This window comes from Streptomyces olivaceus, assembly GCF_000721235.1.
GTDB lineage: Bacteria > Actinomycetota > Actinomycetes > Streptomycetales > Streptomycetaceae > Streptomyces > Streptomyces olivaceus.
In genome coordinates, this window is sequence record NZ_JOFH01000019.1 from 46266 (window position 1) to 68219 (window position 21954).

The window sequence follows — 21954 nt, forward strand, 5'->3', positions numbered from 1 at the left end:
GACCCTTGACCAAGACTTTGGCAAGCCGTCCGCGGCTCAGCCACTCAAAAGAGGTGTCATTCTCCGTATCAAACGTGCATCCGCTCGATGACACACCGCATTGGCGCCTAGGATTCCCTCTATCACCTCACCCGGTCTCTTTCGACAGGAACCCCATGAGCGACACTTCCCCCTACGGCTTCGAGCTTGTGCGGCGTGGGTACGACCGCGCTCAGGTGGACGAACGCATCTCCAAGCTCGTCTCCGACCGTGACAGCGCTCTGTCCCGCATCACCGCTCTGGAAAAGCGCATCGAGGAGCTCCACCTCGAGACTCAGAACGCCCAGGCCCAGGTCAACGACGCCGAGCCGTCGTACGCCGGTCTCGGTGCCCGGGTCGAGAAGATCCTGCGGCTCGCCGAGGAAGAGGCGAAGGACCTGCGCGAGGAGGCCCGGCGCGCGGCCGAGCAGCACCGGGAGCTGGCCGAGTCCTCGGCCCAGCAGGTGCGCAACGACGCGGAGTCGTACGCCGCCGAGCGCAAGGCCAAGGCCGAGGACGAGGGCGTCCGGATCGTCGAGAAGGCCAAGGGCGACGCGTCCCAGCTGCGCTCCGAGGCGCAGAAGGACGCGCAGTCCAAGCGCGACGAGGCCGACGCGCTCTTCGAGGAGACCCGCGCCAAGGCCGCGCAGGCCGCCGCGGACTTCGAGACGAACCTCGCCAAGCGCCGCGAGCAGTCCGAGCGCGACCTGGCCTCGCGTCAGGCCAAGGCGGAGAAGCGGCTCGCGGAGATCGAGCACCGCGCGGAGCAGCTGCGCCTGGAGGCGGAGAAGCTGCGCACGGACGCCGAGCGCCGTGCCCGCCAGACCGTCGAGACGGCGCAGCGCCAGTCCGAGGACATCGTGGCCGACGCCAACGCCAAGGCCGACCGGATCCGTTCGGAGTCGGAGCGCGAGCTGGCCGCCCTCACCAACCGCCGCGACTCCATCAACGCGCAGCTGACCAACGTGCGCGAGATGCTGGCGTCCCTCACGGGCGCCGCGGTGGCCGCCGGTTCGCCGGCCGAGGACGAGTCGGCCTCCCGCGGGGTGCCGGCCCAGCAGTCCCGCTGACGCGGCGTTCGGCCGCCGAACCGGTACCCAAGGGTCACGGAGGGCAAGTAGGGACAAGTACGAACAAGGGCGAGGCCTTCTGCCACTGGGGTGGCAGTGGGCCTCGTCCCGTTCTAGCGTGGGCGCCATGATCGAGCTCGAGGGGCTGACCAAGCGGTACGGCGAGAAGGTGGCGGTCAACAATCTGTCTTTCACCGTCCGACCCGGCATCATCACGGGCTTCCTGGGCCCGAACGGTGCCGGCAAGTCGACGACCATGCGGATGGTGCTGGGCCTGGACCGGCCCACCTCCGGCGACGTGCGGATCGACGGCAAGCACTACGACCAGCTCAAGGACCCGCTGACGTACATCGGCGCGCTCCTGGAGGCCAAGGCCTGGCACGGCGGGCGCAGTGCCTACAACCACCTGCTGTGCCTGGCGCAGAGCAACGGCATCCCGGCGAGCCGGGTGCGCGAGGTCCTGGACACGGTGGGGCTCACGGCGGTCGCCCGGAAGAAGACCAAGGGCTTCTCTCTGGGCATGGGCCAGCGGCTCGGCATCGCCGGCGCGCTGCTCGGCGACCCGCGGATGCTGATGTTCGACGAGCCGGTCAACGGGCTGGACCCCGAGGGCATCCACTGGATCCGCAATCTGATGAAGACGCTGGCCGCCCAGGGCCGTACGGTCTTCGTCTCCTCCCACCTGATGAGCGAGATGGCGCTGACCGCCGACCACCTGGTCGTCATCGGTCAGGGACGGCTGCTGGCGGACACCTCGATGGCCGAGTTCATCGCGGAGAACTCGCGCAGCTACGTCCGGATCCGCACCCCGCAGCGCGAGCAGCTGCTCGACGCGCTGCAGGGCGCCGGCATCAAGGTCGCCGAGCCGGGCGCCGAGGCGCTCGAGGTGGACGGCGACATCGCGCAGGCCGTCGGCGAGCTGGCGGCACGCCACCAGATCGTGCTGCACGAGCTGAGTCCGCAGCGGGCCTCGCTGGAGGAGGCGTTCATGCAGCTGACCGCGGAGTCGGTGGAGTACCACGCGCACGACGGACAGCCGCCCGGAGCGGCGCCGGGGCAGCAGCAGCCGGGGCAGCCTCCGCAGCAGCCGTGGGGCAGCGACTGGAAGAGGGGTTGAGCATGGCGGCGGCACAGGTCGTCCGGTCCGAGTGGACCAAGATCCGATCGGTCGCGTCCACGGTGTGGACGCTGGGCCTCGCGGTGGTCGTCACCATCGCCCTCGGCATGCTGATCTCGGCGCTGTCGAAGAGCCAGTTCGACGACATGAGCCGGGAGGACCGCTTCACGTTCGACCCGACCTTCATCAGCTTCGCGGGCACGAGCCTCGGCCAGCTGGCGATGATCGTGTTCGGCGTGCTGGTCGTGGGCAACGAGTACAGCTCCGGCATGATCCGCAACTCGCTGGCGGCCGTACCGCGGCGCGGGGCCTTCCTGGCGGGCAAGATCATGGTGGCCACGGCCCTCGCCCTGGTCGTCTCCATGATCACCAGCTTCGCCGCCTTCTTCCTCGGGCAGGCGATGCTGGGCGACCTCAAGGCGTCCATCGGCGACCCCGGCGTGCTGCGCGCGGTGATCGGCGGCGGCCTCTACATGACCCTCATCGCGATGTTCTCGATGGGCGTGGCGGCGATGCTGCGCTCGCCGATGCTGTCGCTGGGCATCCTGATGCCGTTCTTCTTCCTGATCTCCAACATCCTGGGCAGTGTCCCGGCGACCGAGAAGGTGGGCCGGTTCCTGCCCGACCAGGCCGGCAGCAGGATCATGCAGGTGGTCACGCCCCTCGACGACGACGTGCCGTACGGGCCGTGGGGCGGCCTCGGCATCATGGCGCTGTGGGTGGTCGCGGCGCTGGTCGGCGGGTACGCCGTCCTGAAGAGGCGGGACGCCTAAGAAGGCGGGACGCCTGGAAGAGGCAGGCCCGGGAGAGCACGCCGGGAAAGGTTCCGGGAAGGTTCCGGGCACGTCCGGGGAGCGTCGGATTTTGCCCGGGCTTGAACGGAACCGTCGGGGCCTGGATATCCTCCTAACCCTTACGGGGGCGTGTGCCCTGCTGTCCTGAACCTTCCGATGGGTGCGGAGCATGATCGAAGCAGTCGGCCTGACCAAGCGCTACGGCGACAAGACCGCTGTGTACAACCTGTCCTTCCAGGTACGGCCCGGTGCCGTCACCGGCTTCCTCGGGCCCAACGGCTCGGGCAAGTCGACGACGATGCGCATGATCCTGGGCCTGGACAACCCCACTGCGGGGCACGTGACGATCGGCGGCCACCCGTACCGCAGGCTCCCGAACGCCGCGCGCCACGTCGGGGCGCTGCTCGACGCCAAGGCGGTGCACGGCGGCCGGTCCGCCCGCAACCATCTGCTGAGCCTCGCCCAGCTGTCCGGCATCCCGGCCCGGCGGGTGGACGAGGTGCTCGGCGTGGTCGGGCTCCAGGACGTGGCCAGGCGGCGTTCCAAGGGCTTCTCGCTCGGCATGGGCCAGCGGCTCGGCATCGCCGCCGCCCTGCTCGGCGACCCCCAGGTCCTCCTCTTCGACGAGCCCGTCAACGGCCTCGACCCCGAGGGCATCCACTGGGTGCGCAACCTGATGAAGGCGCTCGCCGCCGAGGGGCGCACGGTGTTCGTCTCCTCGCACCTGATGAGCGAGATGGCGCTGACCGCCGACCACCTGATCGTCATCGGCCGCGGCCAGCTGCTCTCCGACATGAGCGTGAAGGACTTCATCTCGGCCAACTCCGCCGACTTCGCGCGCGTGCGGACGCCGGACACCGAGCCGCAGCTGCGCGAGAAGCTGACCTCCGCGCTGACCGAGGTGGGCGGCAACGTGCTGCCCGAGCAGGACGGCGCGCTCCGCGTGACGGGCCTCCCGCTCCCCCGGATCAGCGACATCGCGCACGACACGGGCGTTCGGCTGTGGGAGCTGTCGCCGCACCAGGCCTCGCTGGAGGAGGCGTACATGCGGATGACGCAGGGCGCCGTCGACTACCGGTCGACCGACGACCGGAAGGCCGGGCTCCAGCAGCCGCTGCCGCCGGGCGCGCAGCCGCCGATGCCGGTACCCGGCCAGGGCCAGCCCGACTGGTACGCCCCGCCGCCGCCCCAGCAGGGCGGCCGGCCGTTCGCCGCGCCGCAGGGCGCGCCGGGCCAGGCGCCGGCGGGGCCGTACGGCGCCCAGGCGGCGCCGGGAGCCGGGCCGGGCGGACAGCAGGCGGCCAACCCGTACGCGGCCCAGCAGCCGCCGGCGGCTCCCGGGGCCCCGCAGCCGCCTGAGGCGCCCGCTGCGGCCCCCGCGCAGCCTTCCGGGGCTCCCGCTCCCCTGCCCGCCTCCGCGCCCGTCACCGACCCGACCAAGCCCGAGGACGCCCGATGAGCACGCCCCAGCACCCGATGCCGCAGGCCGCCCCCGAGTGGCAGGGGGCGTCCGGTTCGCCGTACCCGACCTACACGTCGCCCATCCCGGTGGTGCGCACGAACCTCGTGCACGCGATCGCCTCCGAGTGGACGAAGATCAAGTCGGTGCGCTCGACGATCTGGACGCTCGGCGTGTTCGTGCTGCTGGTCGTCGGGATCGGGCTGCTGACCGCCGGTGTGGTGGCGAGCTCGTCCTCCGACCTGGCCGGTGAGAGCCCGCTGAGCCTCGGCTTCTTCGGTCTGCTCCTCGGCAGCATGTGCGTCATCACGCTCGGCGTGCTGACCACGGCCACGGAGTACGGCACGGGCATGATCCGCACGACGATGACCGCCTGCCCGAGCCGCGGCCGGGTGCTCGCGGCGAAGGCGATCGTGTTCTTCCTGGTGGCGTTCGTGGTGACCCTGGTCTCCTCGACGCTGGTCGCCCTGGCCCAGGTGACCATGCTGGAGGGCAACGGCGCGGCGAACCCCACCGGCGAGGAGTGGCTGAAGGCCACCGTCGGCGTGTCGCTCTACATCGCGCTGCTCGGGCTGCTGTCGCTGGCCGTGGGTTCGGTCATCCGGCACTCGGCGGGCGCCATCACCATCATGATCGGCGTCCTGCTCGCCCCGCTGGTGATGGCCCTGTTCATGTTCTCCGACTCGCTGCGGCGAGTGCAGGAAGCCCTGTTCGAGTACTCGATCCCGAACCAGATGAGCATCTTCTACGCCAACTCGCTCTCCGACTCCGGGCCGTCGGGCTGGGACCCGCTGTGGATCGCGCTCGGCGTGGCGGCGGCCGTGTTCGCCGGCGCCTTCGCCCTGCTGGAGCGGCGGGACGTCTGACCGGGCCGCTCAGAACCTCGGCGCGTTACGGGACCGCTGCACCCGCGTGGTGCGGCGGTCCTTCGCGCTCCAGCACGACTTGTGCCAGTGCCTGCGGTCGTCGACGCCCGCGTGCGCCTGCCAGGCCACCACGTGCGGGACGCCGTCCGGGATCAACTGGTCGCAGCCGGGGCAGCGGTACGACTTCCCCTGGGCGCTCGCGCCCGCCACGTGCCGTACGTTCCAGTCCTCTCCCCGCCAGCTCTCCGACGACTGCAGGCCGCCGTAGCGGCCGGCGCCGTCGGCCTCGGCGCTCCGGCCGGACGGACCGGCTCCCTTGGGTCGGTTGCGACGCGGGGACACGGGACACCTCACGGAGCTATACAGGAAGCAGGGCGCATCCAGCCTACGCGGCACGGACAGCCGGGTGCGCGTACGCCGCCAACTACCGCAACTCGCCCGCGCGAGGTCCCCGGCGGGACCGGCACACCCTCCCACAACGGTCGATTCTGCAGACAATCCGCAAATTCCTCCGTCCGGCCGTGTCCTCGGCACGTGTCAGGCGGTTATGCCCTGCGGGGGAGCTCCTTGTCGGGGCCGAGGAAGCAGGGAAAGGCAATGCGCGTAGGTAGTTTCGTGTTGGGAGCCCAGTTCCCGGGCCAGGGCCAGGGGGAGGCGCTGCACCGCGCGGTCCGCTCGGCCGAGGTCGCCGAGGAGGCCGGGCTCGACACGGTCTGGCTGGCCGAGCACCACTTCGTGCCGTACGGGACGTGTCCCTCGGCGGTGACGCTGGCCGCGCTGCTGCTGGGCCGCACCCGGCGCATCCGGGTCGGCACCGCGGTCAGCGTCCTCCCCACCGTCCACCCCGTGGCGCTCGGCGAGCAGGCCGCGCTGCTGCACGTCACGAGCGGCGGCCGGTTCACGCTGGGCGTGGGCCGGGGCGGGCCGTGGGTGGACCTGGAGGTGTTCGGCGCGGGCCTCGCGGCGTACGAGTCGGGTTTCCCGGAGTCGCTCGACCTGCTGGTGCGCTGGCTGCGCGAACCGGCCGTCGGCGCCTCGGGCGACCGCTTCCGGTTCCGCGAGGTGCCCGTGGTTCCGCGCCCCTCGGAGTCCCTGTCGGAGGAGCCCGGCCCGGAGGTCGTCGTCGCCTGCACCTCCCCGGCCAGTGTGCGGACGGCGGCCGAGCGGGGGCTGGCGATGCTGCTCGGCATGCACGTCGGCGACGAGGAGAAGGCGGAGATGGTCGCCCTGTGGCGGCGCCACGCCCGCGCGGCGGGACACCCGGCGGACCGGGTCCGCGGCGCCGCGCACGTCTCGGCCGGCGTCTGCCAGATCGCCGACCACCGCACGGACGCGGCGGAGACCCTGCTGAAGGCGATGCCGGGCTGGCTGCGGCAGGGTCTGGGCGCCCACGTCACGGTGGACGCCCGGGAGCGGCGGATGCGCGATCCGCACGCCTACACCGAACTGCTCTGCGGGCTGCACCCGGTGGGCCCTCCCCGGCTCTGCGCCGACCGCCTCGCGGCGACCGCCGAGCGGACCGGCGTCTCGCGTTTCGCCCTGCTCGTCGAGGGGTCCGGAGACCTCGCGGCGACCGAGGAGAACGTACGGCGGCTCGGAACCGAGGTGCTCCCCCAACTCCGCTGAGGCGCCGGGCGGGAGGCGGTGGGCGGGAGCCCGCCGCCCCGGCACGGGCCCGGTACGGGGCGGAGCTTGCCGCTCCGGTGGCACCGCACCTCCCGCGTGCGGAGCGGCAAGCGGACGACCCGGAAGGCCTCAGCAGTCGCGCAGTTCGGGCGACTGGTTCAAGATCTGGCTGCGCACCGAGGTGAAGCGGGTCAGCTTCTCGTCGACGGAGGAATCCAACGGGAACACCGCCACCCGGTGGCAGTTCTGGAAGGCCAGCCGCACCCCGAAGTGGCGCTGCAGTGCACCGCGTATGGCGTCACTCGCGAGGGCGCGCAGCAGCTGGCCGCGCGCCTGCTCGTCCGGCGGGGGCGTCTGGTTGTCGGCGAAGGCTCCGCCGTCGACCTTCAGCTGTGCCACCAGGGAGCTGACCATCTCCCATGCGTAGGGCAGGGAGGTCCGGACGCAGTCGACGAAGGTTGCTTCGTCGACCTCGCCTCGCTCGGCCTGTTCGAGTAGGGCCGGTGAGACGTCGAGCGACATGGGTTCTCCTCTCGCACCCCCGATCAACGGGGGTTGCCGGACAGTTGAAGAGAGTGCGCGATGGTGAACACGCTGCGTACACAGTTCGCGACCTCCCGTTCAATACCGTAAGCAACCGATCGTGACCGCACCAGGAGAATGCCGAGATGGGCCCCTTCGGGTACGCACACAATCGGCCAGTGGGCAAGGTGGGGCCAAGGGGAGAAGTGGGACAGTCCGCGGGGCACCGGCACGCGGCCGCGTCGCACCGGGCGCACGGGCGAATCGCGTCGGGCCGGGAGCGTCGAGTAGCGTTGCCGACCATGCGTCTCGTCATTGCCCGTTGCTCCGTCGACTATGCCGGGCGGCTCACGGCCCACCTCCCCTCGGCCCCCCGGCTGATCCTGGTCAAGGCCGACGGCAGCGTCTCGATCCACGCCGACGACCGGGCCTACAAGCCCCTCAACTGGATGTCGCCGCCCTGCACGCTGAAGGAGGGCGCGGGCGACGAGGAGGGTGTCTGGACCGTCGTCAACAAGGCGGGCGAGAAGCTCATCATCACGATGGAGGAGGTCCTGCACGACTCCTCGCACGAACTGGGCGTCGACCCGGGCCTGATCAAGGACGGCGTGGAAGCGCACCTCCAGGAGCTGCTCGCCGACCGCATCGACACGCTGGGCGAGGGCTACACGCTCATCCGCCGCGAGTACATGACCGCCATCGGGCCCGTCGACATCCTGTGCCGGGACGCCGAGGGCGCAACGGTCGCGGTCGAGATCAAACGGCGCGGCGAAATCGACGGTGTGGAGCAGCTCACGCGTTACCTGGAGCTGCTGAACCGCGATCCCCATCTCGCCCCGGTGCGCGGCGTCTTCGCCGCCCAGGAGATCAAGCCGCAGGCCCGGGTGCTGGCCACGGACCGCGGCATCGGCTGCCACGTCATGGACTACGACGCCCTGCGGGGCATCGAGGACGACAAGCTGCGGCTGTTCTGAGCGAGCCGCCCGTCGACGACGGGAGACAGACGGGAGGGCCGGGTCCGGCACGCGGACCCGGCCCCTTTTGCGTCGTGCGTCGTGCGGTGTTCGTTGTTGGTCGTGCGCCGGCGCTGCTCGTCGTGCGTCGCCCGGTGCCGGGCGCCCGGCGGGGTCCGCCCGGCGTCCGGTGGGGTCAGACGATCTGCTCCGTCGCGGGCCCGGAACCGGTCGGCGTGCCCGCTCCCGCGCTGCTCTGCGAGGCGGTGGGCGTGACGGTGCCGCTGGCGCTGTTGGAGACGGGCGGGTCGTCGGGGGACGGCGGCGGTTCCTCCGTCTCCGATTCGGTGGGGCTCGGGTCGGGCGAGTCCGGCGGAGTGGTCGGGTCGTCCGGTTCGCTCTCCGTCGGGTCCGGCGGCGTCGGCTTCGTCGGCGGGGAACTCGGCGACTTGCTCGGCTCGTTCGGCGAGCCGGGGTCGTCGGGGCTCTCCTCGTCGTCGCCGGGGCTGCCGGTGTCGCTGGGCCCGTCCGAGGGCTGCCCGGACTCCGTGGGCGTCGGGGCGCCCGACGTGCTGGGCGCCCCGGTGTCGGAGGGGCTGCCGGAGGAGTCCTGGTCCTGCCCGTCGTCGGAGGGCCGGTCGGCGCCGAGGTCGCCGTCGTCGATGCCCTGGCTGGCGGACGGGTTGACGCCGACCTCGTTGGAGGGGTCGCCCGCGCCGCCCTCGGACGTGGCGCCGAGGGTCACGACCGTGCCGAGCACGGCGACGAGCAGGGCGCCCGCTCCGGCCGCCACCAGATTGCGGCGGGCGAAGCCCTTGATGCCGCTGCCGACCGTGGCGGACGGCTCGTCGGGCTCCGCGCGGCTGGTGACCAGGGTCGGGGACTGCGGAGGCGGCTGGAGCGGCGGGAAGGGCGCGGGAATGCCCACGGCCGGCGTCACCTCGTGGCGCGCCTCGGGCACCTGCTCCCCCGCCGTCGGACCGAGGCCGGCGCCGGCGGCACCGGGCCCGGCGGCGCCCGCGGCACCGAACGCGGCGGCGCCGCTGCCCAGGCCCGGAGTGTCACCGGTGCGGTCGGCGACCAGCGCGAGGGCACGGCGGCCGGCGACGGCGCCCCGCTTGTCGGACAGCGCGCCGCGCAGCCCGATGGAGGCCTCCAGCTCGGCGCGGGCCCGGTCGAGGTGGTCCTCGCACAGCGCGAGGACGCCGAGCTCGTGGTGGAAGTACGCCTGCTCCGCGACGTCGCCGGAGAGCCGGGAGGCCTCGGTGCCGGAGCGCAGCGCCCGTTCCCACGCGCTCCAGTGCAGCCCGGAGGCGAAGGCGGGCGCGGCGGCGCGGGCCAGCTGGACGGCGGGGCTCTCCTCGTCGTCGGCGGTCCGGGTCGTCGCCGGGACCAGCGGCGCGAGGGCGGCGAGCACGGCGTCGGCCTCGGCGCAGACCCTCTCCGGGCCGACCGAGGGGTGTCCGGCCCACCAGGAGTAGTGCTGGGCGGCGGACAGGGCCCGCGCCGGTGCCTCGTCGGCGTACCCGGCGCTCTCCAGCTGGGTGAGCACGCCGGCCGCCAGCCGGTAGCGGGAGCCGACCGGCGAGATCAGCGCGCAGTCGGCCAGCTCGCCGAGGGCGGCGTCCGCGTGGGTGTCGCCGACCAGGGCGGGCAGGTGCGCCTGGTGCGGCACCTCGCCGCCGAGCGCGACGGCGAGCTCCAGCGTGGCGCGGGCCGAGGAGCTGAGCCGGGAGGCGAGCAGCGGGGCGGGCGCGGCGGCCTCGCCGAGGGACGGCAGGGGCACCTCGTCGGCCTCGGTGGCCTCGGCGGACTCGTAGGGCGTGTCGTCGGCGGGGCGGGTGCCCGCGAAGACGCCGAACTCGTCGACCGCGTCGGCACCGGCGCGCAGCCGGTCGCGGCGGCGCAACAGGGCGCCGGCCTGCACGAAGCGCAGCGGCAGGCCCTCGGACTCGAACCAGAGGTCGCCCGCCCAGTTGGCCTCCTCCTCGGTGAGGGTGCGGCCGGCGGCGCGCTCCAGCAGCTCCACGCCGTCCGAGCGGTCCAGGCCGGTGAGGAAGACCTCCTCGACGGCCGAGTCGGCGGAGGGCGCGGGCACGTCCGGGGTCGCACCGAGGACGAAGGCGCACTCGGGGGTGGCGTCGAGGAGTTCGTCGAGGGCGGCGCCGCCGAACTCGACGTCGTCAAGGACGACGACGGCGCCCACCTCGCGCAGGTGCGCGAGCAGTTCCTGGCGGCCCGGGCGGTGCAGGGGCGCGCGGTGGACGGCGTAGAAGATGTCGTGGAGCAGGTCGTCGGCGGTGCGGTGGAAGCCGCTCAGGCGCACGACGCCGTCGGGCGCGAGGCCGGCGCAGTCCTCGGCGACGAGGTCGAGGAGGCTGGTGCGGCCGGATCCCGCGGGGCCGGTGAGCCGGACGGAGCGGCCGCGGGCGAGCAGCCGCACCAGGCGTTCGCGCTCGTCCTCGCGGGCCAGCAGGCCCAGGACCGTGCGGACCGGTCCGGGCGGGACCGGCGGCCTCGCGGCGCGCTCCGCCTCGGCGCGCTCGGCGGCAGTGAGCTTCTCGGGCCGGGCGGGCCGTTCGGCGGGCGGGCAGACCTCGATCTCGCTGCCGTCGACGGGGTTGACGGTGAGCAGGTAGTCGCCGGAGACGAGCTGCACCGTGCGGGCCAGCGCGGGCGCGGGCTGGCCGAAGTCGGGTGTGAGGGAGTCCCTGGGCGAGCGCGGGCGCGGCGCCTGGTGGTCGCCGTCTTGGCCGTACTCCTCAGGTCCCCGGTTGTTCGGGTCCATTGGTTCAAGCCCCCCAAAAGCGTCGTGTGCAGGGCCCCGGGCGGAGCCACCCTCCCGGCCTTGCCGCACACCGCGCTGTCGCTTCTGGTCCGGGCCCGCCGGTGGGTTGCAAAAGGGCGGGCAGCCAGACCCTAAACCTTCGCCCAGTATCTCCGACAGTCCGGGGTGGCGGCCCGTCCGAGACGTCACGTTCTCGTGAGGATTGCGCGTGTCGGGCGTGTGTCGGGCCTTTGCCGGAACCGTTCACCTGCCGATCAGGTCCGGTCACCCGCTTATGAAGGTCGGTCGTCTGCGCCTCATGGACCGCGCGGCCTCACACCCGGGGCAGGGACTCCACGCCGATGCCGCCCTCGATGGCCAGGATCCGGTGCAGCCGGGTGGCCACCAGCAGGCGCTGCATCTGGGGCGGTACCCCGCGCAGCACCAGGCGCCGGCCGCAGCGGCCGGCCCGCCGGTGGGCCCCCATGATCACGCCGAGTCCGGTGGCGTCCCAGGAGTCCAGTTCGGACAGGTCCAGGACCAGGTCGCCGACTCCGTCGTCGACGGCCGAGTGCAGGACCGTACGGGCGTCCGCCGCGCTGCGGACGTCGAGGCGGCCCCCGACGACCAGCTCGACGTAGTCGCCCCTGATGTGCATATGCGCTCCCCGGCGTGCGTCTTTTCTCTGTCGTCTCTGCGGTTGCGTTCTGCGCGTTGTGGTCTCTCGGCGATATCAGGTGTTGCACCCTCTGACTGGCCGAAACGACCGGAGGTTGCCGCCTGTAAGCGAACCGATACCGAAATTCACCCCGGCGTGTGACGTGTGCCGGGGCTGACGTGACCTCAGTGCTTGTAGAAGCCCTGCCCGCTCTTGCGGCCGATGTCACCGGCGTCCACCATCCGGCGCATCAGTTCCGGCGGGGCGAACTTCTCGTCCTGGGACTCGGTGTAGATGTTGTCCGCGGCGTGCAGCAGGATGTCGACGCCCGTCAGGTCGGCGGTGGCCAGCGGCCCCATGGCGTGGCCGAAGCCCAGCTGGCAGGCGAGGTCGATGTCCTCGGCGGTGGCGACGCCCGACTCGTAGAGCTTCGCGGCCTCGACGACGAGGGCGGAGATGAGCCGGGTGGTCACGAAGCCGGCGACGTCGCGGTTGACGACGACGCACGTCTTGCCGGTGGACTCGGCGAACTCCCGCGCGGTGGCGAGGGTTTCGTCGCTGGTCTTGTGGCCGCGCACCAGCTCGCACAGCCGCATCATCGGAACCGGCGAGAAAAAGTGGGTGCCCACGACCCGCTCGGGGCGCTGCGTCACGGCCGCGATCTTGGTGATGGGGATGGCGGAGGTGTTGGACGCGAGGATCGCCCCGTCCTTCACCAGCTTGTCGAGGGCACGGAAGATCTCGTGCTTGACCTCGAGCTTCTCGAAGACGGCCTCGACGACCACGTCCGCGTCGGCGGCTCCGTCCAGGTCGGTGGTCGCGGTGATGCGCGCGAGGGCGGCCCCGGCGTCGTCGGCGTCGAGCTTGCCCTTCGCGACGAACTTGTCGTAGGAGGCCCTGATGCCGTCGGTCCCGCGCCGCAGCGCCTCGTCGGTGACGTCCCGCAGGACGACGTCCCAGCCCGCCTGTGCGGCGACCTGGGCGATGCCGGACCCCATGAGGCCGGCTCCGATGACGGCGAGCTTGCGTGCCACTGTGCGACTCCCCTGAAATACGCGCTGATTGTCGTCTGGGCCGGAGGTTAGCGGGAGTGAGAGGCTGTGTGACCGCTTAGTAACGCGCGTCACGTCTCACATGACGGACATCACACCGTGGAGCGCCATTCGGGTGTCACCCGGCTCCCCGTACGGCGTAGTTGAGGACTTTCCCGCTCAACAGATCCTCCATCTCGTCGAGGAGCAGCATCACCTCGCGGGACACTTCGGACGGCTCCCCACCGTCGACCATGCGCTGCCCGATGGCCGCGAGAACCGTTCGTGCGGCCAAGCGTGTCGCCCTCGGCCTCACCGCACTGGCCGTGCGCGCGGGCACACGCGTGTTCCGTGGCGCCGGAGCCTGACTACGCTGGTCCGATGGTCAATCTGACGCGCATCTACACCCGCACCGGCGACCAGGGCACCACCGCCCTCGGTGACATGAGCCGGGTCCCCAAGACCGACCTGAGGATCTCCGCGTACGCCGACGCCAACGAGGCCAACGCGGTGCTCGGCACGGCGATCGCGCTGGGCGGTCTCGACGAGGAGGTCGTCAAGGTCCTCGTGCGCGTCCAGAACGACCTGTTCGACGTGGGCGCGGACCTGTCCACGCCCGTGGTGGAGAACCCCGAGTATCCGCCGCTGCGGGTGGAGCAGTTCTACGTCGACAAGCTGGAGGCGGACTGCGACCGCTACCTGGCCGAGGTGGAGAAGCTCCGCTCCTTCATCCTGCCCGGGGGCACGCCCGGCGCGGCCCTGCTGCACCAGGCGTGCACGGTGGTCCGCCGGGCCGAGCGCTCCACGTGGGCGGCGCTGGAGGCGCACGGCGAGTCGATGAACCCGCTGACGGCGACCTACCTGAACCGCCTCTCCGACCTGCTCTTCATCCTGGCGCGCGTCGCCAACAAGGAGGTCGGCGACGTGCTGTGGGTACCGGGCGGGGAGCGCTAGGCACTCCGCCGGGTGTGCCGGGCGGCGGTGCCGTCGTTCGTCTGCGGCTCCTTCGTGGCCGGGCGCGCGGTTCCCGGTGCCTTTTCGAACCGCGCGCCTTCGAGGTGCGTTCCCGTCGGCGACTGAGCGAAGGTGCCGGCTCCCGGCCCCGGTGCGCCCTGCGGGGCCTTTTTCGGCCAGAGCAGGTACGTGAGGGCGATCACGCCGTGGATGGCGGCGACCCGCAGGGCCGTCCACTGGAAGGACCGCAGCGACGAGACGTCGCCCCCGTCGCCGATGTACCAGACCGCGCCCTGGAGCAGGGCCCCCGCCACGGCCGCGGCGAGCAGCGTGCGCAGCCACAGGGCTCCCTCGTGCCGGGCGCGGGGCATGCCGTACCGCGGGGGTTTGGCGGGCGGCGGGCCGCCGGCCAGCCGGTGGGCGGCGTGGCCGTCGAGCCAGCGGATCGTGTAGTGGCCGTAGGCGACCGTGTACCCGAGGTAGAGCGCCGCGAGGCCGTGCTCCCAGCCCGGCTCGGCGCCGTTCTTCAGATCCCACGCCGTCACGGCGAACAGCACCAGCTCCAGCACCGGCTCGCACAGCAGCAGGACCACACTGGTGCGCCGCCACCTCAGCAGGTAGCGGGCGCCGAGACCGAGGGCGAGGAGCACCCAGAAACCGACCTCGCAGGCGATGATCAACGCGACGACCACGACGCACTCCTTTCGTTCACCCTTCCAGGCTCCCGCCCGGATCCGCTGCGTTCGTCGTCGCGGGTGACGAACCTCCGGTACATCGAAAGATGCAGTACGGGACCGTTCCGCGGGACCAGGCGGGCGGGGCGCGGGCCGTGTTGGATGGTGCTATGGCTCCACGACTCCCCCGCCCGCACCGGTTCGACGTCTGCGTCGCCGTCGGCGGGCTGCTCGGCGGGCTGCTGCTGTGGGGCATCGGGCTGGGCGTGCGGCCCGCCGACGAGCCGGTCGTGCTGTTCGACGGCCGCTGGCCCCTGCTGGCCCCGCTCGTCGTCATGGCCGGCTGCGAACTGCTGCGCCGGGACGCGCCGCGCACCGGCCTCCTCGTGGGCACCGCGGCGCTGATCGCGGACACGCTGACCCGGGGCAGCCTGGTCACGGTGATCATGTACACCGACGTGATGTACGCCGCCGTGCTGTACGGCCCGCCCGCCTCCGCCCGGCGCATCCCGCGGATCACCGGGCTGCTCACGGTGGCCGGGACCGTGGTGCCGTTCGCCCTGTGGCGGACGCCCGAGGCGCTGCTGATCGGTGTGGCCGTCGGGATCGTCTCCTTCGCGCCCGCCTCCACCGGCCTGATCGTGCGCAACCACCGCGAGGCCGCCGACGCCGCCCTGCTGCGGGCCGAGCAGACCGCGCTGCTCGCCGAGAAGGACCGGGTCCAGGCGGTGACGGCGGAGCGCTCCCGGATGGCCCGCGAGCTGCACGACCTGGTCGCGGGCCACCTCTCCGCGATCGCCGTCCACTCCACGGCCGCGCTCTCCCTGGACGACGCGGCGACCACCCGGCAGGCGCTCGGCGTGATCCGCGAGAACAGCGTGGCGGGACTGGCCGAGATGCGACGCCTGATCGGCATCCTGCGGGACGAGAGCGGCGGGGACACCGGGCCCGCCGCCGCGCCCACCCTCGACGGGCTCGACGCGCTGGTCGACGGCGCCCGTGCCAACGGACTCGACGTCACGCTGGACGCGGCGCCCGGCGAGAACCTGCCCGCGCCGGTCGAGCTGGCCGCGTACCGGATCGTGCAGGAGTCGCTCACCAACGCGCTCAAGCACGCCTCGAAGGGCCCGGTCCACGTCCGGCTCGCCCGGCACGCGGGTGCCCTGCGGGTGCACGTGACCAGCCCGTACGGCGCCAAAGACACCCCGCGCGCCCCCGGTTCCGGGGCCGGCCTGGTCGGCATGCGGGAGCGGGCCGCCCTGCTGCACGGCACGTTCGAGGCGGGGGCGGTGGCGGACCCCGACGCGGCGGGCGACACGATCTGGGCCGTGTGCGCCACCCTGCCCCTGACCGAAGGAGACCTCGCATGATCCGTGTCCTCGTCGCCGAGGACCAGTCCGCCGTCCGCGCGGGCCTGGTGCTGATCCTGGGCAGCGCGCCGGACATCGAGGTGGCCGGGGAGGCGGCGGACGGCGAGCAGGCGGTGGCCCTCGCCCGCGAACTGCGGCCGGACCTCGTGCTGATGGACGTGCAGATGCCCCGCCTGGACGGTGTGTCGGCGACCCGGGCGGTGGTCGGGGAAGGGCTCGCCGACGTGCTGGTGCTGACCACCTTCGACCTGGACGAGTACGTCTTCGGGGCGCTGCGGGCGGGGGCCGCCGGGTTCCTGCTGAAGAACACGGACGCCAAGGACCTGATCGCGGCGGTGCGCACGGTGGCGTCCGGCGAGGGCATCGTGGCCCCGGCCGTCACCCGGCGGCTGATCGCCGAGTTCGCCGCGAAGCCCGTCCGCGAGCCGGCCGCCGATCCGTCGGTGCTGCGGGACCTGACCCGGCGCGAGCGCGAGGTGCTGTCGTGTCTCGGCGAAGGGCTGTCGAACGCCGCGGTCGCCGAGCGCCTGGACATGGCGGAGGCCACGGTGAAGACACACGTCAGCAGGCTGCTGGGCAAGCTCGGGCTGCGCAGCCGGGTGCAAGCGGCGGTGCTGGCGCAGGAGTTGGGCGTCTGAGAGGGACCGCGCTCCCATGTGCGCGAGCACTGGTCCAGACCTATTGACCTAAGGTCCAGACCTTTCTATTCTCGCGGCACTGCGGGCCGATGGCTCGGTCGGCCCGCGCCGACAACCACATAAGGAGGCGCAGCATGCGCTTCAGACACAGAGCCGCGGCACTTCTCGCGACCCTGACGCTCCCCCTGGCCGGTCTCGTCGGCCTCGCGGGTGAGGCCCAGGCGGCCGAGAGTGCCACGGCCACCTTCGCCAAGACCCAGGACTGGGGAACGGGCTTCGGCGGCAACTGGACGGTGAAGAACACCGGCACCACCACCCTCAACTCCTGGACCGTCGAGTGGGACTTCCCCTCCGGTACCAAGGTCACCTCCGCCTGGGACGCCACCGTCACCAACTCCGGTGACCACTGGACCGCCAAGAACGTCGGCTGGAACGGGACGCTCGCCCCCGGCGCCTCGGTCTCCTTCGGCTTCAACGGCAGCGGCCCCGGCTCCCCCTCCAACTGCAAGCTCAACGGCGGCGGCTGCGACGGCACCTCGGTCCCCGGCGACGCCGCCCCCTCCGCGCCCGGCACCCCCACCGCCTCCGGCATCACCGACACCTCGGTGAAGCTGTCCTGGTCGGCGGCGACCGACGACAAGGGCGTCAAGAACTACGACGTCCTGCGCGACGGCGCCAGGATCGCCACCGTCACCGGCACCACCCACACCGACACGGGCCTCAGCAAGGGCACCGACTACTCGTACACGGTCCAGGCCCGCGACACCGCCGACCAGACCGGCCCCGTCAGCGACGCGGTCAAGGTCCGCACCACCGGCGACGGCGGGGGCGAGCCCGGCCCGAGCGGCAAGGTCAACCTCGGCTACTTCACCGAGTGGGGCGTCTACGGGCGCAACTACCACGTCAAGAACCTGGTCACCTCGGGCTCCGCCTCGAAGATCACGCACATCAACTACGCGTTCGGCAACGTCAAGAACGGTCAGTGCACCGTCGACGACACCTTCGCCGCGTACGAGAAGTCGTACACCGCCGACCAGTCCGTCAGCGGCGCCGCCGACACCTGGGACCAGCCGCTGCGCGGCAACTTCAACCAGCTGCGCCAGCTCAAGGCCAAGTACCCGAACATCAAGATCCTGTACTCCTTCGGCGGCTGGACCTACTCGGGCGGCTTCGGGCAGGCGGCGCAGAACCCGGCCGCGTTCGCCAAGTCCTGCAAGGCCGTCGTGGAGGACCCGCGCTGGGCCGACGTCTTCGACGGCATCGACATCGACTGGGAGTACCCGAACGCCTGCGGCCTGACCTGCGACTCCTCCGGTGCCGCGGCCTTCAAAAACCTCTCGCAGGCGCTGCGCAGCGAGTTCGGCCAGGACTACCTCGTCACCGCCGCCATCACCGGCGACGGCTCCTCCGGCGGCAAGCTCGACGCGGCCGACTACGGCGGCGCCGCCCAGTACCTCGACTGGTACAACGTGATGACGTACGACTACTTCGGCGCCTTCGACGCGGACGGCCCGACCGCCCCGCACTCCCCGCTGACCTCGTACTCCGGCATCCCGGCCGCCGGTTTCAACTCCGCGGACGCGATCGCCAAGCTCAAGGCCAAGGGCGTCCCGTCCGCCAAGCTGCTGCTCGGCATCGGCTTCTACGGCCGCGGCTGGACCGGCGTGACCCAGTCCGCACCCGGCGGCTCGGCGACCGGCGCGGCCCCCGGCACCTACGAGGCCGGCATCGAGGACTACAAGGTGCTCAAGAACTCCTGCCCGGTCACCGGCACCGTCGCGGGCACGGCGTACGCGCACTGCGGCAACCAGTGGTGGTCCTACGACACCCCGTCGACCATCGCGTCCAAGTTGACCTGGGCCAAGAACCAGGGCCTCGGCGGCGCCTTCTTCTGGGAGTTCAGCGGCGACACCTCGAACGGCGAGCTGGTGAACGCCATCAACAGCGGCCTGAAGTAAGCGGCCGCTAGCAGCAAGTTCTAGGCAACATTGACGCGCTGACCGGGCGGGGCTGCCTCCAGCCACGCGAGGAATCCGGTCAGCGCGTCGTCGCTCATCGCCAGTTCGAGCCGTGAGCCCCGGTGCAGACAGGTCAGGACCACGGCGTCGGAGAGCAACGCCAGTTCCTCCTCGCCGTCCGGGAGCCGGCGGCCGGCCACCTCGATCGCCGAGCGCTCCAGCACGCGGCGCGGCCGGGGGGAGTACGAGAAGACGCGGTACCACTCGACCCGGTCACCGCTGTAGCGGGCCACCCCGTAGGACCAGCCCTTGCCGCCGCTGTCGGCCTCCTTGGGGGCGTCCCACCGCAGGGAGCAGTCGAAGGTGCCGCCCGACCGCTGGATCAGCCGGCGGCGCAGACCGAAGACGAAGAGCCCGATCACCACCAGGGCGACAACGATTCCGCACACAGTCAGAGCGAGGGCCATCGACACCGACCTCCTCGTCTCCTAGGTAACGGAACGGAAAAACCACCCGGATCTGCCTCAGCCGCGGCCGGGTCCGGATGGCTCCGGTCCCAGCCGCGGCTGAGTGACGTCACAGGAGGACGCTATCGCACTGTGCTGTGGATCAGCGTCCCGCCGCCGCGCGCAGTCGGACGTCCGCGCGGCGCTCGGCGTGGGCGTCGCCCTCCGCCTTGGCACGCTCGAGCTCCCGCTCCGCCTGCTGGACGTCGATCTCGTCCGACAGCTCGGCGATCTCGGCCAGCAGCGACAGCTTGTTGTCGGCGAACGAGATGAAACCGCCGTGCACGGCGGCGACGACCGTCCCACCGTCACTCGTACGAATGGTCACCGGGCCCGACTCCAGCACACCGAGCAGCGGCTGGTGACCGGGCATGACGCCGATGTCGCCGGACGTGGTGCGCGCGACGACCAGAGTGGCCTCGCCGGACCAGACCTCTCGGTCGGCCGCGACCAGCGCGACGTGCAGATCAGCAGCCAAGGTGGCTCCTCGGGTCACCACCCGGCCGGAGAGCCGGGTGTTGGTTACAAGTCTAAGGTGCGTGCCGGAGGGGACGGGACGTGCCCGCCCCCTCCGGTGTGAGCCGTGGGCTCACCGTGAGCCGCGGCTCAGGAGACGCCCAGCTCCTTGGCGTTGTTCTTCAGGTCCTCGATGCCACCGCACAGGAAGAACGCCTGCTCCGGGAAGTGGTCGTACTCGCCGTCGCAGATCGCGTTGAAGGCCGCGATCGACTCGTCCAGCGGGACGTCCGACCCGTCGACGCCGGTGAACTGCTTGGCGACGTGGGTGTTCTGGGACAGGAAGCGCTCCACGCGACGGGCGCGGTGGACGACGAGCTTGTCCTCTTCGCCCAGCTCGTCGATACCGAGGATCGCGATGATGTCCTGCAGGTCCTTGTACTTCTGCAGGATGTTCTTCACCCGCATCGCGGTCCGGTAGTGGTCCGCCGCGATGTACCGCGGGTCGAGGATGCGGGACGTCGAGTCCAGCGGGTCCACGGCCGGGTAGATGCCCTTCTCGGAGATCGGACGGGAGAGCACCGTCGTCGCGTCGAGGTGGGCGAAGGTGGTGGCCGGGGCCGGGTCGGTCAGGTCGTCCGCGGGGACGTAGATCGCCTGCATCGAGGTGATCGAGTGACCGCGGGTCGAGGTGATGCGCTCCTGGAGGAGGCCCATCTCGTCGGCCAGGTTCGGCTGGTAGCCCACCGCGGAGGGCATGCGGCCGAGCAGGGTCGACACCTCGGAACCGGCCTGCGTGAAGCGGAAGATGTTGTCGATGAAGAACAGCACGTCCTGCTTCTGGACGTCGCGGAAGTACTCGGCCATGGTCAGGCCGGCCAGCGCGACGCGCAGACGGGTGCCCGGCGGCTCGTCCATCTGACCGAAGACCAGGGCGGTCTTGTCGATGACGCCGGACTCGCTCATCTCGTCGATGAGGTCGTTGCCCTCACGGGTGCGCTCGCCGACACCGGCGAACACCGAGACACCGTCGTGGTTGTTGGCGACGCGGTAGATCATCTCCTGGATGAGCACCGTCTTGCCGACGCCGGCACCGCCGAACAGGCCGATCTTGCCGCCCTTGACGTACGGGGTCAGCAGGTCGATGACCTTGACGCCGGTCTCGAACATCTCGGTCTTCGACTCGAGCTCGTCGAAGTTCGGCGCCTTGCGGTGGATCGGCCAGCGCTCGCCGTCGTAGGTCTCGTCGACGTTGAGGACCTCGCCGAGGGTGTTGAACACCTTGCCCTTGGTGAAGTCGCCGACGGGGACGGAGATGGCCGTGCCCGTGTCGGTCACCGGGGCCTGGCGGACCAGGCCGTCGGTGGGCTGCATGGAGATGGTGCGGACCAGGCCGTCACCGAGGTGCTGGGCGACCTCGAGGGTCAGCGTCTTGAGCTCACCCTCCTTGGCCGGGTCGGCCACCTCGACGTGCAGCGCGTTGTAGATGTCCGGCATCGCGTCGACGGGGAACTCCACGTCGACGACCGGGCCGATGACCCGGGCGACGCGGCCCGTGGCCGTCGCGGTCTCAACAGTGGTGGTCATTAGTTGTCACTCCCCGCGTTCGCGTCGGCCAGGGCACTGGCGCCACCGACGATCTCGCTGATTTCCTGGGTGATTTCGGCCTGGCGGGCCGCGTTGGCAAGACGGGAGAGCGTGTTGATCAGCTCGCCCGCGTTGTCGGTGGCCGACTTCATCGCGCGCCGCGTGGCGGCGTGCTTGGAGGCGGCCGACTGAAGCAGCGCGTTGTAGATGCGGCTCTCGACGTAGCGCGGCAGCAGGGCGTCGAGGACGTCCTCCGCCGACGGCTCGAAGTCGTACAGCGGAAGGATCTCGTCCTTCGCGCCCGACTCTTCGGCCACGTCTTCGAGGCTCAGCGGCAGCAGTCGGGAGTCGACCGCCGTCTGCGTCATCATCGAGATGAACTCGGTGTAGACGATGTGGAGTTCGTCCACGCCGCCGTCCGCCGTGTCCTTCTCGATCGCCTCGATCAGCGGCGCCGCGACCTGCTTGGCGTCCGCGTACGAGGGCTCGTCGGTGAAGCCCGCGAACGACTCCACGACCTTGCGCTCGCGGAAGTTGTAGTGGGCCAGACCGCGCCGGCCGACGATGTACGTGTCGACCTGCCGGCCCTCGCGCTCGAGGCGCTCGGTCAGCTGCTCCGCCGCCCTGATGGCGTTGGAGTTGAAGGCGCCGGCCAGACCGCGGTCGCTCGAGATGAGCAGGACCGCGGCGCGGGCCGGGTTCTCGGCCTCCGTGGTGAGCGGGTGCTTCGTGTTCGACCCGGTACCGACCGCCGTGACCGCGCGGGTGAGCTCCCGCGCGTACGGCGTGGAGGCCGCCACCTTGCGCTGCGCCTTGACGACGCGCGAGGCGGCGATCATCTCCATCGCCTTGGTGATCTTCTTGGTCGCGGTGACGGATCGGATGCGACGCTTGTAGACCCGGAGCTGGGCTCCCATGAGTCAGGTCCCT

Annotated in this window: 21 protein-coding genes and 1 pseudogene; 11 read left to right on the plus strand and 11 right to left on the minus strand. The window is 71.6% G+C overall.

Going from position 1 to position 21954, the window contains the following annotated elements:
• The first annotated feature begins 155 nt into the window (after window positions 1-155).
• From IG94_RS0121405 to IG94_RS0121425, 5 genes are all read left to right on the plus strand, one after another.
• Complete coding sequence (locus tag IG94_RS0121405) at window positions 156-1088, plus strand: coiled-coil domain-containing protein (protein WP_031039296.1); 933 nt, start codon at window positions 156-158, stop codon at window positions 1086-1088.
• Window positions 1089-1215: 127 nt separating this feature from the next.
• Window positions 1216-2205 (plus strand): ABC transporter ATP-binding protein, encoded by a 990-nt coding sequence (locus IG94_RS0121410; RefSeq protein ID WP_031039299.1) that lies wholly within the window; start codon window positions 1216-1218, stop codon window positions 2203-2205.
• A gap of 2 nt (window positions 2206-2207) precedes the next feature.
• Window positions 2208-2978 (plus strand): ABC transporter permease, encoded by a 771-nt coding sequence (locus IG94_RS0121415; protein ID WP_031039302.1) that lies wholly within the window; start codon window positions 2208-2210, stop codon window positions 2976-2978.
• Between the two features lie 190 nt (window positions 2979-3168).
• The gene (locus IG94_RS0121420) at window positions 3169-4458 is read left to right on the plus strand and encodes an ABC transporter ATP-binding protein (protein ID WP_031039315.1); all 1290 of its coding nucleotides are present in this window, start codon (window positions 3169-3171) and stop codon (window positions 4456-4458) included.
• On the plus strand, window positions 4455-5324 hold the full coding sequence (locus tag IG94_RS0121425) for an ABC transporter permease (protein ID WP_031039318.1): 870 nt from the start codon (window positions 4455-4457) through the stop codon (window positions 5322-5324). The genes IG94_RS0121420 and IG94_RS0121425 overlap by 4 nt, the downstream gene beginning before the upstream one ends.
• A gap of 9 nt (window positions 5325-5333) precedes the next feature.
• Here the strand turns inward: IG94_RS0121425 and IG94_RS0121430 are convergent, their stop codons facing one another.
• Window positions 5334-5666 carry a hypothetical protein gene (locus tag IG94_RS0121430; protein ID WP_031039320.1) on the minus strand — a complete coding sequence of 111 codons (333 nt, stop codon included), beginning with the start codon at window positions 5664-5666 and terminating at the stop codon, window positions 5334-5336.
• 255 nt (window positions 5667-5921) lie between these two features.
• On the opposite strand from IG94_RS0121430, the gene IG94_RS0121435 reads away from it, so the two are divergent.
• Window positions 5922-6950: an LLM class flavin-dependent oxidoreductase gene (locus tag IG94_RS0121435; RefSeq protein WP_031039322.1), complete on the plus strand. Its 1029-nt coding sequence runs from the start codon at window positions 5922-5924 to the stop codon at window positions 6948-6950.
• Between the two features lie 129 nt (window positions 6951-7079).
• Here the strand turns inward: IG94_RS0121435 and IG94_RS0121440 are convergent, their stop codons facing one another.
• On the minus strand, window positions 7080-7472 hold the full coding sequence (locus IG94_RS0121440; RefSeq protein ID WP_031039324.1) for an SCO5389 family protein: 393 nt from the start codon (window positions 7470-7472) through the stop codon (window positions 7080-7082).
• A gap of 302 nt (window positions 7473-7774) precedes the next feature.
• Between IG94_RS0121440 and nucS the strand changes: the two genes are divergently transcribed.
• Window positions 7775-8446: an endonuclease NucS gene (gene nucS / locus IG94_RS0121445; RefSeq protein WP_031039327.1), complete on the plus strand. Its 672-nt coding sequence runs from the start codon at window positions 7775-7777 to the stop codon at window positions 8444-8446.
• A 175-nt stretch (window positions 8447-8621) separates the two neighbouring features.
• Here nucS and IG94_RS0121450 read toward each other — a convergent pair whose 3' ends face one another.
• From IG94_RS0121450 to IG94_RS0121465, 4 genes and pseudogenes are all read right to left on the minus strand, one after another.
• Window positions 8622-11213, minus strand: a complete 2592-nt coding sequence (locus IG94_RS0121450) for an ATP-binding protein (protein WP_031039330.1) — start codon at window positions 11211-11213, stop codon at window positions 8622-8624.
• 313 nt (window positions 11214-11526) lie between these two features.
• Complete coding sequence (locus IG94_RS0121455) at window positions 11527-11850, minus strand: STAS domain-containing protein (RefSeq protein ID WP_031039331.1); 324 nt, start codon at window positions 11848-11850, stop codon at window positions 11527-11529.
• A 185-nt stretch (window positions 11851-12035) separates the two neighbouring features.
• The gene (locus IG94_RS0121460) at window positions 12036-12884 is read right to left on the minus strand and encodes a 3-hydroxyacyl-CoA dehydrogenase family protein (protein ID WP_031039334.1); all 849 of its coding nucleotides are present in this window, start codon (window positions 12882-12884) and stop codon (window positions 12036-12038) included.
• Window positions 12885-13020: 136 nt separating this feature from the next.
• Window positions 13021-13164: pseudogene (locus IG94_RS0121465) on the minus strand (TetR/AcrR family transcriptional regulator); the annotation flags it as partial.
• A gap of 98 nt (window positions 13165-13262) precedes the next feature.
• On the opposite strand from IG94_RS0121465, the gene IG94_RS0121470 reads away from it, so the two are divergent.
• A complete protein-coding gene (locus IG94_RS0121470) occupies window positions 13263-13835 on the plus strand; it encodes a cob(I)yrinic acid a,c-diamide adenosyltransferase (RefSeq protein ID WP_031039339.1) in 573 nt (190 codons plus the stop codon).
• Here IG94_RS0121470 and IG94_RS0121475 read toward each other — a convergent pair.
• Window positions 13832-14527 carry a hypothetical protein gene (locus IG94_RS0121475; RefSeq protein WP_052410788.1) on the minus strand — a complete coding sequence of 232 codons (696 nt, stop codon included), beginning with the start codon at window positions 14525-14527 and terminating at the stop codon, window positions 13832-13834. The genes IG94_RS0121470 and IG94_RS0121475 overlap by 4 nt on opposite strands.
• A gap of 152 nt (window positions 14528-14679) precedes the next feature.
• Between IG94_RS0121475 and IG94_RS0121480 the strand changes: the two genes are divergently transcribed.
• From IG94_RS0121480 to IG94_RS0121490, 3 genes are all read left to right on the plus strand, one after another.
• A complete protein-coding gene (locus IG94_RS0121480) occupies window positions 14680-15879 on the plus strand; it encodes a sensor histidine kinase (RefSeq protein ID WP_031039350.1) in 1200 nt (399 codons plus the stop codon).
• Window positions 15876-16517, plus strand: a complete 642-nt coding sequence (locus tag IG94_RS0121485; protein ID WP_031039353.1) for a response regulator — start codon at window positions 15876-15878, stop codon at window positions 16515-16517. Before IG94_RS0121480 ends, IG94_RS0121485 begins: the two co-directional genes overlap by 4 nt.
• A gap of 134 nt (window positions 16518-16651) precedes the next feature.
• Window positions 16652-18475 (plus strand): glycoside hydrolase family 18 chitinase, encoded by a 1824-nt coding sequence (locus IG94_RS0121490; protein ID WP_031039356.1) that lies wholly within the window; start codon window positions 16652-16654, stop codon window positions 18473-18475.
• Between the two features lie 20 nt (window positions 18476-18495).
• On the opposite strand, the gene IG94_RS0121495 is transcribed toward IG94_RS0121490, so the two are convergent.
• From IG94_RS0121495 to IG94_RS0121510, 4 genes are all read right to left on the minus strand, one after another.
• Complete coding sequence (locus IG94_RS0121495) at window positions 18496-18942, minus strand: DUF2550 domain-containing protein (RefSeq protein ID WP_031039357.1); 447 nt, start codon at window positions 18940-18942, stop codon at window positions 18496-18498.
• Window positions 18943-19084: 142 nt separating this feature from the next.
• Complete coding sequence (locus IG94_RS0121500) at window positions 19085-19459, minus strand: F0F1 ATP synthase subunit epsilon (protein ID WP_031039359.1); 375 nt, start codon at window positions 19457-19459, stop codon at window positions 19085-19087.
• Between the two features lie 128 nt (window positions 19460-19587).
• Window positions 19588-21024 carry a F0F1 ATP synthase subunit beta gene (atpD, locus tag IG94_RS0121505; protein ID WP_031039361.1) on the minus strand — a complete coding sequence of 479 codons (1437 nt, stop codon included), beginning with the start codon at window positions 21022-21024 and terminating at the stop codon, window positions 19588-19590.
• Window positions 21024-21941, minus strand: coding sequence for a F0F1 ATP synthase subunit gamma (locus IG94_RS0121510; RefSeq protein WP_031039363.1), 918 nt, complete (start codon window positions 21939-21941; stop codon window positions 21024-21026). The genes atpD and IG94_RS0121510 overlap by 1 nt, the downstream gene beginning before the upstream one ends.
• Window positions 21942-21954: the final 13 nt, after the last annotated feature.

Coding starts and splice junctions, on each gene's coding strand:
- IG94_RS0121435 (WP_031039322.1), top strand. CDS start 5,922: ATGCGCGTAGGTAGTTTCGTGTTGGGAGCCCAGTTCCCGGGCCAGGGC.
- nucS (WP_031039327.1), top strand. CDS start 7,775: ATGCGTCTCGTCATTGCCCGTTGCTCCGTCGACTATGCCGGGCGGCTC.
- IG94_RS0121425 (WP_031039318.1), top strand. CDS start 4,455: ATGAGCACGCCCCAGCACCCGATGCCGCAGGCCGCCCCCGAGTGGCAG.
- IG94_RS0121440 (WP_031039324.1), bottom strand. CDS start 7,472: ATGTCGCTCGACGTCTCACCGGCCCTACTCGAACAGGCCGAGCGAGGC.
- IG94_RS0121410 (WP_031039299.1), top strand. CDS start 1,216: ATGATCGAGCTCGAGGGGCTGACCAAGCGGTACGGCGAGAAGGTGGCG.
- IG94_RS0121450 (WP_031039330.1), bottom strand. CDS start 11,213: ATGGACCCGAACAACCGGGGACCTGAGGAGTACGGCCAAGACGGCGAC.
- IG94_RS0121470 (WP_031039339.1), top strand. CDS start 13,263: ATGGTCAATCTGACGCGCATCTACACCCGCACCGGCGACCAGGGCACC.
- IG94_RS0121510 (WP_031039363.1), bottom strand. CDS start 21,941: ATGGGAGCCCAGCTCCGGGTCTACAAGCGTCGCATCCGATCCGTCACC.
- atpD (WP_031039361.1), bottom strand. CDS start 21,024: ATGACCACCACTGTTGAGACCGCGACGGCCACGGGCCGCGTCGCCCGG.
- IG94_RS0121485 (WP_031039353.1), top strand. CDS start 15,876: ATGATCCGTGTCCTCGTCGCCGAGGACCAGTCCGCCGTCCGCGCGGGC.
- IG94_RS0121455 (WP_031039331.1), bottom strand. CDS start 11,850: ATGCACATCAGGGGCGACTACGTCGAGCTGGTCGTCGGGGGCCGCCTC.
- IG94_RS0121490 (WP_031039356.1), top strand. CDS start 16,652: ATGCGCTTCAGACACAGAGCCGCGGCACTTCTCGCGACCCTGACGCTC.
- IG94_RS0121415 (WP_031039302.1), top strand. CDS start 2,208: ATGGCGGCGGCACAGGTCGTCCGGTCCGAGTGGACCAAGATCCGATCG.
- IG94_RS0121420 (WP_031039315.1), top strand. CDS start 3,169: ATGATCGAAGCAGTCGGCCTGACCAAGCGCTACGGCGACAAGACCGCT.
- IG94_RS0121495 (WP_031039357.1), bottom strand. CDS start 18,942: ATGGCCCTCGCTCTGACTGTGTGCGGAATCGTTGTCGCCCTGGTGGTG.
- IG94_RS0121405 (WP_031039296.1), top strand. CDS start 156: ATGAGCGACACTTCCCCCTACGGCTTCGAGCTTGTGCGGCGTGGGTAC.
- IG94_RS0121480 (WP_031039350.1), top strand. CDS start 14,680: ATGGCTCCACGACTCCCCCGCCCGCACCGGTTCGACGTCTGCGTCGCC.